This window comes from Streptomyces sp. Q2 (genome assembly GCF_056820935.1).
On the sequence record NZ_JBXEJE010000009.1, the window covers coordinates 57433 to 69648 of the forward strand.

General features: G+C 71.7%; 10 protein-coding genes. 5 read left to right on the forward strand and 5 right to left on the reverse strand.

The window, feature by feature from the left end:
• Window positions 1-187 precede the first annotated feature (187 nt).
• A complete protein-coding gene (locus tag ACWBNA_RS11775) occupies window positions 188-1726 on the forward strand; it encodes a ricin-type beta-trefoil lectin domain protein (RefSeq protein WP_482704238.1) in 1539 nt (512 codons plus the stop codon).
• A 27-nt stretch (window positions 1727-1753) separates the two neighbouring features.
• Here ACWBNA_RS11775 and ACWBNA_RS11780 read toward each other — a convergent pair whose 3' ends face one another.
• Window positions 1754-2023: a hypothetical protein gene (locus tag ACWBNA_RS11780; RefSeq protein WP_482704239.1), complete on the reverse strand. Its 270-nt coding sequence runs from the start codon at window positions 2021-2023 to the stop codon at window positions 1754-1756.
• A gap of 185 nt (window positions 2024-2208) precedes the next feature.
• On the opposite strand from ACWBNA_RS11780, the gene ACWBNA_RS11785 reads away from it, so the two are divergent.
• From ACWBNA_RS11785 to ACWBNA_RS11795, 3 genes are read left to right on the forward strand one after another with little or no spacing between them, the layout of a single operon-like run.
• Complete coding sequence (locus tag ACWBNA_RS11785) at window positions 2209-2982, forward strand: DUF5753 domain-containing protein (protein ID WP_482704240.1); 774 nt, start codon at window positions 2209-2211, stop codon at window positions 2980-2982.
• 8 nt (window positions 2983-2990) lie between these two features.
• Window positions 2991-3182, forward strand: a complete 192-nt coding sequence (locus ACWBNA_RS11790; protein WP_482704241.1) for a DUF397 domain-containing protein — start codon at window positions 2991-2993, stop codon at window positions 3180-3182.
• A 25-nt stretch (window positions 3183-3207) separates the two neighbouring features.
• Window positions 3208-4209 carry a helix-turn-helix domain-containing protein gene (locus tag ACWBNA_RS11795; protein ID WP_482704242.1) on the forward strand — a complete coding sequence of 334 codons (1002 nt, stop codon included), beginning with the start codon at window positions 3208-3210 and terminating at the stop codon, window positions 4207-4209.
• A gap of 197 nt (window positions 4210-4406) precedes the next feature.
• Here the strand turns inward: ACWBNA_RS11795 and hutI are convergent, their stop codons facing one another.
• The 4 genes from hutI to hutU all read right to left on the reverse strand — a co-directional run bounded on the left by hutI (window position 4407) and on the right by hutU (window position 10424).
• Complete coding sequence (gene hutI, locus ACWBNA_RS11800; protein ID WP_482704243.1) at window positions 4407-5615, reverse strand: imidazolonepropionase; 1209 nt, start codon at window positions 5613-5615, stop codon at window positions 4407-4409.
• A 32-nt stretch (window positions 5616-5647) separates the two neighbouring features.
• The gene (locus tag ACWBNA_RS11805) at window positions 5648-6997 is read right to left on the reverse strand and encodes a formimidoylglutamate deiminase (RefSeq protein ID WP_482704244.1); all 1350 of its coding nucleotides are present in this window, start codon (window positions 6995-6997) and stop codon (window positions 5648-5650) included.
• Entirely contained in the window at window positions 6994-8196 is a 1203-nt protein-coding gene (locus ACWBNA_RS11810) for an allantoate amidohydrolase (protein WP_482704245.1), read from the reverse strand. The genes ACWBNA_RS11805 and ACWBNA_RS11810 overlap by 4 nt, the downstream gene beginning before the upstream one ends.
• A 563-nt stretch (window positions 8197-8759) precedes the next feature.
• Window positions 8760-10424, reverse strand: a complete 1665-nt coding sequence (hutU, locus tag ACWBNA_RS11815; RefSeq protein ID WP_482704246.1) for a urocanate hydratase — start codon at window positions 10422-10424, stop codon at window positions 8760-8762.
• 119 nt (window positions 10425-10543) lie between these two features.
• Here hutU and ACWBNA_RS11820 point away from each other — a divergent pair, with 119 nt between their 5' ends.
• Window positions 10544-12046 carry a type III PLP-dependent enzyme domain-containing protein gene (locus tag ACWBNA_RS11820; RefSeq protein ID WP_482704247.1) on the forward strand — a complete coding sequence of 501 codons (1503 nt, stop codon included), beginning with the start codon at window positions 10544-10546 and terminating at the stop codon, window positions 12044-12046.
• Window positions 12047-12216: the final 170 nt, after the last annotated feature.

Consider the following 12216-nt stretch of genomic DNA (forward strand, 5'->3'; position numbering starts at 1 on the left):
TGGGCCGGGTTGCGGCGGTTGCGGCGGTCGCACGACGGCAGCGGGGGCGCGGCCGAAAGCTTGCTGTTACCCGGAGGAACCCCTTTTCTCACGGGGTCCCGTCCATCACTATGGTCACCCTTCACAGACTGGCTGGTACGTCAGGATGTCCGGGTTGACTGGCTTCGCGGGGGCGAGGAGGCGGTGGATGGCTGGGGCCGACGGGACCGACGACGACGTGGTCGGGGGTGGCCCGTACACAGGCGTGTCCGACGCACGCCTCACCGAACTGCTGCGCGCTGACCCGAACACCGCGTACCTGGCCCTCCAGGAACTCCGCGCCCGCCACCGCACCCCGGTCCTTGCCTACGCGCGCCTGTGCGCCACCGGCGACTCCACCGCCCGTCACCTGGCCGCGCAGGCCTTCACGTTCGCGGCCCGCGAGACGGCACGCGGCATCGACCCCGGCGTCCCGTGGCGGCACCGGCTCCTGCTGCTGACCGCGCGAGTGGCCGCCTCCTGGGCCACGGACGAACGCTCGGCCGGCCTCGACGCCGGCCTGCTCCTGGTCCTGAACACGGCGCGCGCGGACGGCCCCGTCCCACCCCTCCTCGGCCCGTTCCAGTCGCTGCCGTCGCGGGCCCAGGGGCTCATCTGGTACGGGGTGGTGGAGCGGGAGAGCCCGGTCATCACGGCCGGTTACCTGGGTCTGACGCGCGAGGACGTGACGTACGGCACGGACCAGGCCCTGCAGTTGCTGGCCCGCTCCTGTCTGCGCTCCCGCCTCTCCGCCTCCGACGATCCGCGGTGCGGCGACTTCCGCCGGCTCATCGAGGAGTCCGTACGACCGGACAGCCCGCGTGAGAGTCCTGACCTGCACGCCCACATGGCGCACTGCGCCCACTGCACGACCGCGCACGAGGAACTGTCCGCGCTGCGGGACGCGCCGCGGACAGCGCTGGCGGAGGGGCTGCTGCCGTGGGCGGGGACGGCCTACGCGGCGCGCGGGGCAGGAGCACGAGGCGTGGAGTCCCGTACGCCGCCGTCCGGCGCCCGGCAGCCGTCCCGTCGCCTGGTGCTGACCTCGGCGGCGCTCGGCGTGGCGGTAGCCCCGCTGGTCATGTTCCTGCTCTCGCAGGGCGGTGGTCCGGCGCCGCGGGAGTCGGCGGGCGCGGCGGTGACGACGCCGTCGGGTCCCCCTCCGGTGACGGTGACGGCCACGGTCTCGGCGACACCGTCGCCGTCGGCGACGAGCACGTCCCCCTCACCGACGAGGAGTCCGACCCCGACGAGGACGGCGACGAGTCCGGCACCGTCGCCGTCGCGGACCCAGCCGCCGTTCCGCCCTCCGGGAGGGACGTACGCCCAAGTGGTGAACCTCGCCTCGGGTCGCTGCCTGGACGTCCTGGGTCCCTTCGAGAACCGCACGGACGTCGTCACGGCCCCGTGCGACGCCTCCGCCACCCAACGCTGGCGCGTCGACACCGACCGCGGTGTCCTTCAGTCGTCCGCCGACCCCGACTTCTGCCTCGACAGCCGGGGAGGCGTGGACAAGGGCGTGGGCGTCTGGCAGTGCGAGTCCGTGGAGGGCCGCAACGGCGACAACCTCAGGTTCACGGTGGACGAGGACGGCGTGATCCGCCCGGACATCGCCATCGCGACGGCGCTCACGCCGGTGGGCGGAGGGCTCTCGTTGGAGCCGTTGAGCGGGGGCGCGGGGCAACGGTGGCGGGCGGGGGCGGGGTGAGCCACCCCCTCCGTGCAGCCGTATGACTCAAGAGCCGTCAGTGAACAGCTCCCACGCGTCGGTGACCAGGTAGGAGCGATCGAGCCAGGTGTCGAGCTCGTCCATGTCGGTGGAGGAGAGGACACGGTCGCGGACTTGGTCGGGGACGTCGATCCGGCGCCACTGGAGAGTGCGCAGGATGACCGCCGCTCGCTCCTGGGCGCGCCCCTCCTCACGACCTTCCTCACGCACCTGCTCGGCCAGCGGGTGCCGCCAGAAGTACTGGATCGCCGTCATCAGGTCCCTCCACGTGAACATCGCGTCACTGACGGTATTTCCTAACATTAGGAAGACGTAAGCCGCTGTCGTATTCTGGCCCCCGAACGAGGTACGCACGCAGGGCAGTTGAAACGAGGAGGAGCCGGTTGCCGCCGAAGAGGCATCTCACGGCCCGCAGGCTGCGACTAGGCGCTGAACTGCGCAAACTCCGTGAGGCGACGGGCATGAAAGCCCGGGAAGCCGCAGCACTGCTTGGGGCCGACGCGGTCCAGATGAGCCAGATCGAGTCCGGCGTCGCGGGCGTGAGCGCTGAACGCGTACGGCGCCTCGCCGCCCACTACGCCTGTACCGACGAGGCGTTGATCGAGGCATTGGCCGCGATGGCGACCGACCGCACACGAGGCTGGTGGGAGGAGTACCGGGGAGTACTGCCCCCGGTGTTCCTGGACGTCGCCGAGGTCGAACACCACGCGACGTTCCTCCGCGAGGTGGTGATCACGCATGTGCCCGGGCTGCTGCAGACGGCCGAGTACGCTCGCGCGGTCTACACGTACATGGTCCCCGGCCTGCCCGAGCGCGAGCTGAGCCCTCGGGTGGAACACCGGATGCGACGGCGGACCGTCATCGAAGGCGAGAAACCCACTCCGTACGAGACACTCATCCACGAGTTCGCCCTGCGCATCCGCGTCGCCGACCGACAGACGTCTCACGCTCAACTCCGGCAGATCCTTGACCAGATCGAGCAGGGGCACGTCACCGTCCGCATCATCCCCACCGACCAGGACGGTTTCGCCGGAGCCGGGGCGTCGATGATGTACACGGGCGGCGCGGTCCCCCGGCTGGACACCGGCCTGCGTGACGCCCCCACCGGAACCGCGTTCATCGACGCGGAGCCCCAGTTGGCTCGGCTTCGAACGCTCTTCCGTAAGGTGGAGAAGGCGGCGTTGGACCCCGTTGCGTCGCGGGACTTCATCCACCGCTTGACGAAGGAGCTGTGAGGCACGCCATGGACCACACCCTGCACTGGCAGAAGTCCACCTTCTCCGATGGCGGGGACGGCAACACCTGCGTCGAGCTCACCGCCACCCCCACCACCCTCCACCTCCGCGAGAGCGACGCCCCGGACACCGAACTCACCACCACCACCGCCCCCTTGGCCCACCTCATACGCGGCGTCAAGTCGGGTCTCTTGGGGTGACGCTCATGGGGGAGACTGGACTCGGATGATCGGGACCGTGTTCCGGAGTGAGGACGTGCCCGCGGAAGACAGGTTCGATCACTGGCGGGAACTGGTCGGGCGGACGCGCTCGAGCGACGTGATCAGTGCCCATGCCCCCGACTTCTGGGCGGAGATCCGGCTGATGGAGCTGGGGCCGGTGACCGTGTGGCCGACGTCGTTCCTGCCGACGCGCTACCGGCGCAGCCAGAAAATGGTGCGCCAGTCCGACCCGGAGCTGTATCACCTGACACTGTTGCTCGACGGAGGACTGGCCCTCGACCACGCCGGGCGGACCGACACGTTCGGCCCACGCGACCTGCATCTGGTCGACAGCTCGCTGCCGTACGACCTCCGGCCCCACGACGACCGGGCGGTGGACGTCGGGGACCGCCGTCTCGTCCGGGGAGTGGCCGTCGACTTCCCCAAGGCGCTCCTGCCTCTGCCGCCGCACCGGATACGGCAGTTGCTGGCAAGAGGCCTGTCGGGAAGAGAGGGCGTCGGCGCCCTGTTGACGGATTTCCTCGTCGGCCTGGAGCGGCGGGCCGACACGCTCCAGCCGTCCGACGCGCCCCGCCTGGGCACGGTCGTACTCGACCTGGTGTCGGCCTGGATGTCCCAAGCGCTGGACGCCGAGGCCGCGCTGCCGCCGGAGACCCGCCGACGGGCCCTGGCGGAACGCATCCGGGCCTTCATCCTGCAAAACCTGCACGATCCGGAGCTGACGCCACCCGTGATCGCCGCCGCGCACCACATCTCCCTCAGCTACCTGCACCGCATCTTCGAGCAGCGGTCGCGGGGCGAAACGGTCGCGGCCTGGATCCGCAGCCGGCGGCTGGAGAACGCCCGCCGCGACCTCGGGGATCCCTCGCTGCGCGGGACACCGATCCACGCCGTCGCCGCCCGCTGGGGAATCCCCCGGGCCTCCGACTTCAGCCGCGCCTTCCGAGCCGCCTACGGGATCACGCCCACGGAATACCGGCTGCGGGCACTTTCCGAGCGGAAATAGACGCAACGCCAAGGAACTGTGGACGCAGTGCCAACACAGCCGGACAGCGTCCAGGCATTCTCGATCATGCGCGGGTCATCGACTCGGCGACCCCTGTGGGTCGTCTGCCGTCCCTGCGGCCCTGCTGTCGTGAGTTGCGAGTACTTCGGGGGTACCCGCGAACGCAGGGCCGCAGGCAGGCGGAACGCGAGCGAAGCTCAGACCTCTCGCACGCCGCGCCGCCACACCCCGCTCACCAACGGCACCCCCGGCCGGTACGCCAGATGCACATGGCTCGGCGCGTCGAGGAGCGTCAGGTCGGCGTACGCCCCCGGTGTGAGGCGGCCGACGTCCTCCCTGCGCAACGCCTGCGCGCCTCCCGCCGTCGCCGACCACACCGCCTCGTCCGGCGTCATTCCCATGTCCCGTACCCCCAGGGCGATGCAGAAGGGCACGGAGGAGGTGAAGGACGAGCCCGGGTTGCAGTCGGTGGAGAGGGCGACCGTGACGCCGGCGTCCAGGAGGCGGCGGGCGTTCGGCCACTCGGCGCGGGTGGAGAACTCGGCGCCGGGGAGCAGGGTCGCCACCGTGTTGCCACCGGCCAGCGCGTCGACGTCCGCGTCCGTGAGGTGGGTGCAGTGGTCGGCGCTGGCCGCGTCGAGTTCCACCGCCAGTCGCACGCCGGGGCCGTAGGACAGCTGGTTGGCGTGGATGCGCGGGTGGAGCCCCTTCGCCTTGCCCGCGGTGAGGATCGCGCGGGCCTGGTCGCCGTCGAAGGCGCCCTTCTCGCAGAAGACGTCGATCCAACGGGCGTACGGCGCGCAGGCGTCGAGCATCTCTCCGGTGACGAGGGCGACGTACGCGGCGGGGTCGTCGGAGTAGTCGGGGGAGACGATGTGGGCGCCGAGGTAGGTGACCTCGTCGGTGTGGGCGGCGGCGATGCGCAGCGCGCGGGACTCGTCGGCGACGGTCAGGCCGTAGCCGGACTTGGTCTCGAAGGTGGTCGTGCCCTGGCGGAGGGCTTCGGCGAGGTAGCGGGTGAGGTTGTGTTCGAGGTCGTCGTCGCTCGCGGCGCGGGTGGCCGCGACCGTCGTACGGATGCCTCCGGCCGTGTACGAGCGCCCCGACATACGGGCGTTGAACTCCGCCGTCCGGTCGCCCGCGAAGACCAGGTGGGAGTGGGAGTCGACGAAGCCCGGGAGGACCGCGCGGCCGGCGGCGTCGACGTGATTGTCAGTGGCGGGTGCTTTGCTTGATTCACCGGTCCACGCGATGCGGTCGCCGTCGATGACGACAGCCGCGTCCTGGATCAGACCGAGGGGGGATCCTCCCCCACTCTCGAATTTGCTCGAGCGGGGGGATCCCCATCCGAGGGAGGGGTCGTTGGTGACCAGCGTGGCGATGTTGGTGATGACAGTGCTGCTCATCGTGTCCTCGTGGGCGTGGGCGTCGGTGGGGTTCAGGAGCGCAGGGCGTCGATCGCGGCCTCCAGTGCCCGCGGCACATCCGGTACGAGCGTGTGCGCCCCGTCGCGTACGACGTGCCGCCCGCCCACGATCGTGTGCCGTACGTCCGCCGCGGTCGCCGCGAATACGGCCGTCTCGGCGCCGAGCCTGGGCAGCGGCCCCGCTGTTCTGACCGAGTCGAGTGCGATCGTCGTGAGGTCGGCGAGCGCGCCGGGCCCGATGGTGCCCGCCTCGTCCCAGCCGAGGGCGGCGTGGCCGTCGGCGGAGGCGGCCCGCAGCAGGGCGGCGGCCGTCCAGTGACCGCGGGTGCGGGTGCGCAGGCGCTCGTTCAGCTCCATCGCGCGTGCCTCTTCGAGGAGGTCGATGACGGCGTGGCTGTCGGAGCCGAGGGAGAGCGGGGAGCCCGCCCTCTGCAGGGCGGCTGCGGGGCCGATGCCGTCGGCCAGGTCGCGCTCGGTCGTCGGGCACATGCAGGTGCCGGTTCCCGAGTCGCCGAGCAGGGCGATGTCCTCGTCCGTGAGGTGCGTGTTGTGGACGCCGGTGGTGCGCGGCCCCAGCACTCCATGGTCGGCGAGGAGCCGCGTCGGCGTGCGGCCGTGCGCCTCCCGGCAGGCGTCGTTCTCGGCGGTCTGCTCGGACAGGTGCACATGGAGCGGGGCCCGCCGCTCCTCGGCCCACCGGGCCACCGTCGCCAACTGCCGTGCGGGCACGGCCCGTACGGAGTGGATGGCGGCCCCGATCCGCGCGTGATCCCGGTCCTTGAGAACTGAACAGCGTTCCGCCCAGGCTTCCGCGCTCCCGTCGGAGAAGCGGAGCTGGTGGGTGTTGGGCGGCTGTCCGAAACCGGAGGAAAGGTAGGCGGTGTCGAGGAGGGTGATGCGGACGCCGGCTTCGGACGCGGCGTCGACGAGGGCCTCGCCCATGGCGTTCGGGTCGGCGTACGGGGTGCCGCCCGGGGCGTGGTGCAGGTAGTGGAACTCGCCGACGGCCGTCACGCCGGCCAGCGCCATCTCCGCGTACACCGCGCGGGCCAGGGCGTGGTAGGTCTCCGGGGTCAGCCGGTCGGCGACGGAGTACATGGCCTCGCGCCAGGTCCAGAAGGTGCCGGAGCCGACCTGGACGGTGCCGCGCAGCGCGCGGTGGAAGGCGTGCGAGTGGGCGTTCGCCAGGCCCGGGAGGGTCAGGCCGCGGAGGGTTTCGGCGCCGGGGGGCGGGGTGGGGGTGTCCGTGCGGACGGCGGTGACGCGGCCGTCCGTGACCTCGACGGTGACCCCCGGCTCGACGTGGGTGTCGAGCCAGGCGTGCTCCAGCCAGTACGTACGAGTCTGCTCCGTCGGCGTCACCTGCAGGCCAGCCCTTCCAGTACGTCGGCTAGTGCGCTCACTCCGGCCACGCAGTCGTCCTCCGCCGCGTACTCGGCCGGGGAGTGCGAGACGCCGGTGGGGTTGCGCACGAACAGCATGGCGGTCGGGATGCTGCCGGAGAGGATTCCGGCGTCGTGTCCGGCACCGGTACCCAGGACGGGGACCTTCAGGTCGGTGTCCTGGCCCAGGATGCGGGCCAGTTCGTCGCGCAGGGCGTGGTCGAACTCGACGACGGGCGTGAAGGACTCACGGACGACGTCGAGGGCGACGCCGTGTGCGGCGGCGTACTCCCGGGCGGCGCTCTCGACGCCGGCCACGACCGTGTCGAGGGTCGCCTGGTCGGCGGCGCGGGAGTCTAGCCAGCCGCGCACCAGGGAGGGGATGGCGTTGACGCCGTTCGGCTCGACGGCGATCTTCCCGAAGGTGGCCACGGCACCGGCGAGTTGCGCCTCACGGCGGGCGGCGAGCACGGTCTCGGCGTACGACAGCATGGGGTCGCGCCGGTCGAGCAGCCGGGTCGTCCCGGCGTGGTTGGCCTCGCCCCGGAAGTCGAACCGCCACCGTCCGTGCGGCCAGATGGCACTGGCGATGCCGACCCGGTCGCCACTGAGGTCGAGCGCCCGCCCCTGCTCGACGTGCAGTTCAACGAAGGCACCGATACGGCCGAGGCGCTCCGGGTCGGGCCCGATGGCGTCGGGGTCGTACCCGGCGGCCTCCATGGCACGCGGCAGGGTCACTCCGTCCCCGTCGGTCAGCCGGTGCGCCTGCTCGACGCCGAGCTCCCCCGCGGCGAGCCGCGAGCCGACGCAGGCGAGCCCGAACCGGGCCCCTTCCTCGTCCCCGAAGTTCACGATGGCGAGGGGCCTGGTGCACGTGACCTGCCGCGCGCGCAGCTCGTCCAGCGCGGCGAAGGAGGACACGACCCCGAGGGGCCCGTCGAAGGCCCCGCCATCGGGCACGGAGTCGAGGTGCGACCCGGTGACGACGGCGTCCCCGGCACCGGGATCCCCGAGCCACGCCCACTGGTTCCCGTTCCGGTCCACCTCGTACGTCAGCCCTCGCGCCTCGGCCTGCGCCTGGAACCAGGCCCGGCACTCGGCATCGGCACCGGTCCAGGCGAAGCGGCGGTAGCCGCCGGACTCCGGATGCCGACCGATGGGGCGCAGCTCGCGCCACATTTCCTGGAAGGAACCACCGCCCGCCCCAGCCCTCGTGCCGCCAGCCCCACCAGGTTGTCGGGCGTCGACCGCACGAGGCTGCGGACGGTCGGCCGCACCAGGCTGTCGGGCGTCGACCGTACGAGGCTGCGGGGAGTCGGCCCCACCAGGCTGCGGGGAGTCGGCTCCAGCGGGCTGTGGGCGGTCGGCCCCACCAGACTGCGGGGAGTCGGCTCCACGAGGCTGCGGGCGGTCGGCCCCACCAGGCTGCGGGGAGTCGGCTCCACGAGGCTGCGGGGAGTCGGCCCCACCAGGCTGTCGGGCGTCGGCCCCACCAGGCTGTGGGCGGTCGGCCGCACGAGACTGCGGGGAGTCGACCCCACAAGGCTGCGGGGAGTCGGCTCCAGCGGGCTGTGGGCGGTCGGCCGAACTAGGCTGTGGGCAGTCGTTCCGCAGGGCGATGGGGGTCCCCCCGCTCGAACGAAGTTGAGAGTGGGGGAGGGTGGGCACAGCCGGACCCGCGCCCGGCGACGAAGCCTCCGCCCCCACCGAGGAGTTGTCGCCACGCCCGCCATCACGCTGGATCACGCCTCGTCACCTTCGCGCATAGGAACCCGCACACCGCGCTCGTCCGCCGCCGACTCCGCGATGTCGTACCCCGCGTCCACGTGCCGGATGACACCCATGCCGGGGTCGTTGGTCAGGACCCGGCGGATCTTCTCCCCGCCCAGCTTCGTACCGTCGGCGACGGTCACCTGCCCGGCGTGGATGGACCGCCCCATGCCGACGCCGCCGCCGTGGTGGATGGACACCCAGGAAGCACCGGACGCCACGTTCACCATCGCGTTCAGCAGGGGCCAGTCGGCGATCGCGTCCGAGCCGTCGAGCATCGCCTCGGTCTCGCGGTACGGGGACGCCACCGAGCCGGCGTCGAGGTGGTCGCGGCCGATCGCGAGGGGGGCCGCCAGCTCGCCGCTCGCGACCATGTCGTTGAACCGCTCACCGGCCTTGTCGCGCTCGCCGTAGCCGAGCCAGCAGATGCGGGCGGGCAGGCCCTGGAAGTGGACCCGCTCCCCCGCCAGTTTGATCCAGCGGGCGAGGGACTCGTTCTCGGGGAAGAGGTCGAGCATGGCCTTGTCGGTCTTGGCGATGTCGGAGGCCTCTCCGGACAGCGCCGCCCAGCGGAAGGGGCCCTTGCCCTCGCAGAACAGGGGGCGGATGTAGGCAGGGACGAAGCCGGGGAAGGCGAACGCACGGTCGTATCCGGCGAGTTGGGCCTCGCCGCGGATCGAGTTGCCGTAGTCGAAGACCTCGGCGCCGGCGTCCATGAAGCCGACCATGGCCTCGACGTGACGTGCCATCGACTCGCGGGCGCGGGTGGTGAAGCCGGCCGGGTCCTTGGCCGCGGCGGACGCCATGTCGTCGAAGTCGACGCCCGTCGGCAGGTAGGCCAGCGGGTCGTGCGCCGAGGTCTGGTCGGTGACGATGTCGACGGGGGCGCCCTCGGCGAGCATGCGCGGCAGCAGCTCGGCCGCGTTGCCCAGCAGGCCGATGGACAGCGGGCGGCGGGCGTCGCGGGCTTCGACGGCGAGCTGGAGGGCGTGCTCCAGGGAGTCGGCCCGCACATCGAGGTAGCGGTGCTCGATACGGCGTTCGATGGCGCGCGGATCGCAGTCGATGCAGATCGCGACGCCGTCGTTCATGGTCACGGCGAGCGGCTGGGCGCCGCCCATGCCACCGAGGCCGGCGGTGAGGGTGATCGTCCCGGCGAGGGTGCCGCCGAACTTCTTGGCGGCGACGGCGGCGAAGGTCTCGTAGGTGCCCTGGAGGATGCCCTGGGTGCCGATGTAGATCCAGGAGCCGGCGGTCATCTGCCCGTACATGGTCAGGCCGAGCTGTTCCAGGCGCCGGAACTCCTCCCAGTTCGCCCAGTCCCCCACCAGGTTCGAGTTGGCGATGAGGACGCGCGGGGCCCACTCGTGGGTCTGCATGACGCCGACCGGGCGGCCGGACTGGACGAGCATCGTCTCGTCCTGCTTGAGGGTCCGTAGCGTGCGGACCATGGCGTCGAAGGAGCGCCAGTCGCGGGCCGCCTTGCCCGTGCCGCCGTAGACGACGAGCTTGTCGGGGTGCTCGGCGACCTCCGGGTCGAGGTTGTTCTGCAGCATCCGCAGGGCGGCTTCCTGCTGCCATCCCAGGGCGCTCAGTTCCGTACCGCGCGGCGCTCGTACGGGGCGGGGTCCTGACATGGTCTGCCTCCTGGCTCCTGGTGGATTGCTCCCGACGGATTCTTACTGTCGATATTCACATCCTGACTCTCTGAATAGAACTAGTCAATACGTTCTTGCGTCGGCACGGGTGGGCACGGATGTTTCGCTGGACAGAGGGTCACAGGGACAGACGGAGAGACGCAGGGACACACACATGGGCAGCCGGCCCGGCACCCGGGCGCGGGCAGCGACAGGACGGAGACGTCGTGGACCAGGACAACAGCAACGCCGGTGATCCGAGCGGCGACACCGACGGGGAACGGGTCGTCCGCCGGGACGAGGCGGTCCGCGCGGCCGTGGAGCAGGGGCTGCTCCGGCCGGACGTGCCGATCGTCGGCCTGCTCGACGTCACCGGGATCCGCGAGTCGGCCGCGGCCCTGCGGGCGGCGTTCGACGAGGTCACGGCGCCGGGCACGCCCGTACTGCACGCCTTCGCGGTGAAGGCGACCCCGCTGGTGCCGGTGCTGCGGCTACTGCACGAGGAGGGCATCGGCGTCGAGGTGGCGAGCCCGGGCGAGCTGGCCCTGGCGCGGGCGGCGGGACTGCCGCCGGACCGGACGGTTCTCGACTCGCCCGCCAAGACGCCGGCCGAACTGAGGGAGGCGCTGGCGCTGGGGATCGCCGTCAACGCCGACAATCCGCAGGAGCTGGACCGCATCGACACCCTGATGAGGTCGGCGGTCAGTCGCTCCCCCCTCGGGATCCGGGTGAACCCGCAGGTCGGGGCCGGGGCCATCGAAGCGCTCTCCACTGCCACGGCGACCTCGAAGTTCGGGGTGGCACTGCGGGACGAGGGGGCGCGCGAGTGGGTGGTGCGGGCGTACGCCGAGCGCCCCTGGCTGTCCCGGCTGCACGCGCACTCCGGGTCGCAGGGCGTCCCGCTGTCGCTGATGGCCGAGGGCGTGGCGGCGACGTACGCGCTCGCGGAGGAGATCAACCGGCGGATCGGGCGCCCGCAGATCGACACGATCGACATCGGCGGCGGGCTGCCGGTGAACTTCACGTCGGACGTGACGACACCGACGTACGCGGACTACGCGCGGGTGCTGAAGGAGGCGGTGCCGGGGCTGTTCGACGGGCGGTACGGGCTGGTGACCGAGTTCGGGCGGTCGCTGCTGGCCAAGCACGGGACGGTGGTGGCGCGGGTCGAGTACGCCAAGAGCGCCGGCGGGCGGCCGGTCGCGGTGACGCACGCGGGCGTGCAGGTGGCGACGCGGACGGTGTACGCGCCGGGGGCGTGGCCGCTGAGGATCGCCGCGTACGACGGCAAGGGGCGGCCGAAGGAGGGGCCCGAGGTGGTGCAGGACATCGCCGGGCCGGCGTGCTTCACGGGCGACCTGCTCGCCCAGGGGTACGCGCTGCCGCTCCTCGAACAGGGCGACTACGCGGCGGCGCTGGACACGGGGGCGTACTACTTCGCGCACCACTACGCGTACAACTCGCTCGCCCGGCCCGGGATTTACGGCTTCGCGCCGGACGGGGCCGGGGGCATCGCCTTCGCGACCGTACGGGACGCGCAGACCGTCGAGGAGATCGTGGCCGAGTCGGGAGGGGCGCACGCGGGCGCACTGACCACACTCCGCGCACTTGGACGCCGTTGACGCGCTCCGGGGGATCTGGTGATCAACTGGCCTGGGAAAAAAGGGTCAGTTGACCCACCTTAGTCACTCGCCGCATGTTCCACCGGAAAATGCCAGAACCCTCACCCTGCACACACACGTTGCGTAGCTTCGGCGTCACTCAGCCGAACCCCAGGCGGGAGGGGAACAAC

Excerpts from the sequence above, each read along its gene's own strand:
- ACWBNA_RS11790 (WP_482704241.1), top strand. The coding sequence starts at position 2,991 with ATGGACCACACCCTGCACTGGCAGAAGTCCACCTTCTCCGATGGCGGG.
- hutI (WP_482704243.1), bottom strand. The coding sequence starts at position 5,615 with ATGAGCAGCACTGTCATCACCAACATCGCCACGCTGGTCACCAACGAC.
- ACWBNA_RS11780 (WP_482704239.1), bottom strand. The coding sequence starts at position 2,023 with ATGTTCACGTGGAGGGACCTGATGACGGCGATCCAGTACTTCTGGCGG.
- ACWBNA_RS11785 (WP_482704240.1), top strand. The coding sequence starts at position 2,209 with ATGAAAGCCCGGGAAGCCGCAGCACTGCTTGGGGCCGACGCGGTCCAG.
- ACWBNA_RS11810 (WP_482704245.1), bottom strand. The coding sequence starts at position 8,196 with ATGTGGCGCGAGCTGCGCCCCATCGGTCGGCATCCGGAGTCCGGCGGC.
- hutU (WP_482704246.1), bottom strand. The coding sequence starts at position 10,424 with ATGTCAGGACCCCGCCCCGTACGAGCGCCGCGCGGTACGGAACTGAGC.
- ACWBNA_RS11795 (WP_482704242.1), top strand. The coding sequence starts at position 3,208 with ATGATCGGGACCGTGTTCCGGAGTGAGGACGTGCCCGCGGAAGACAGG.
- ACWBNA_RS11775 (WP_482704238.1), top strand. The coding sequence starts at position 188 with ATGGCTGGGGCCGACGGGACCGACGACGACGTGGTCGGGGGTGGCCCG.
- ACWBNA_RS11820 (WP_482704247.1), top strand. The coding sequence starts at position 10,544 with ATGTTTCGCTGGACAGAGGGTCACAGGGACAGACGGAGAGACGCAGGG.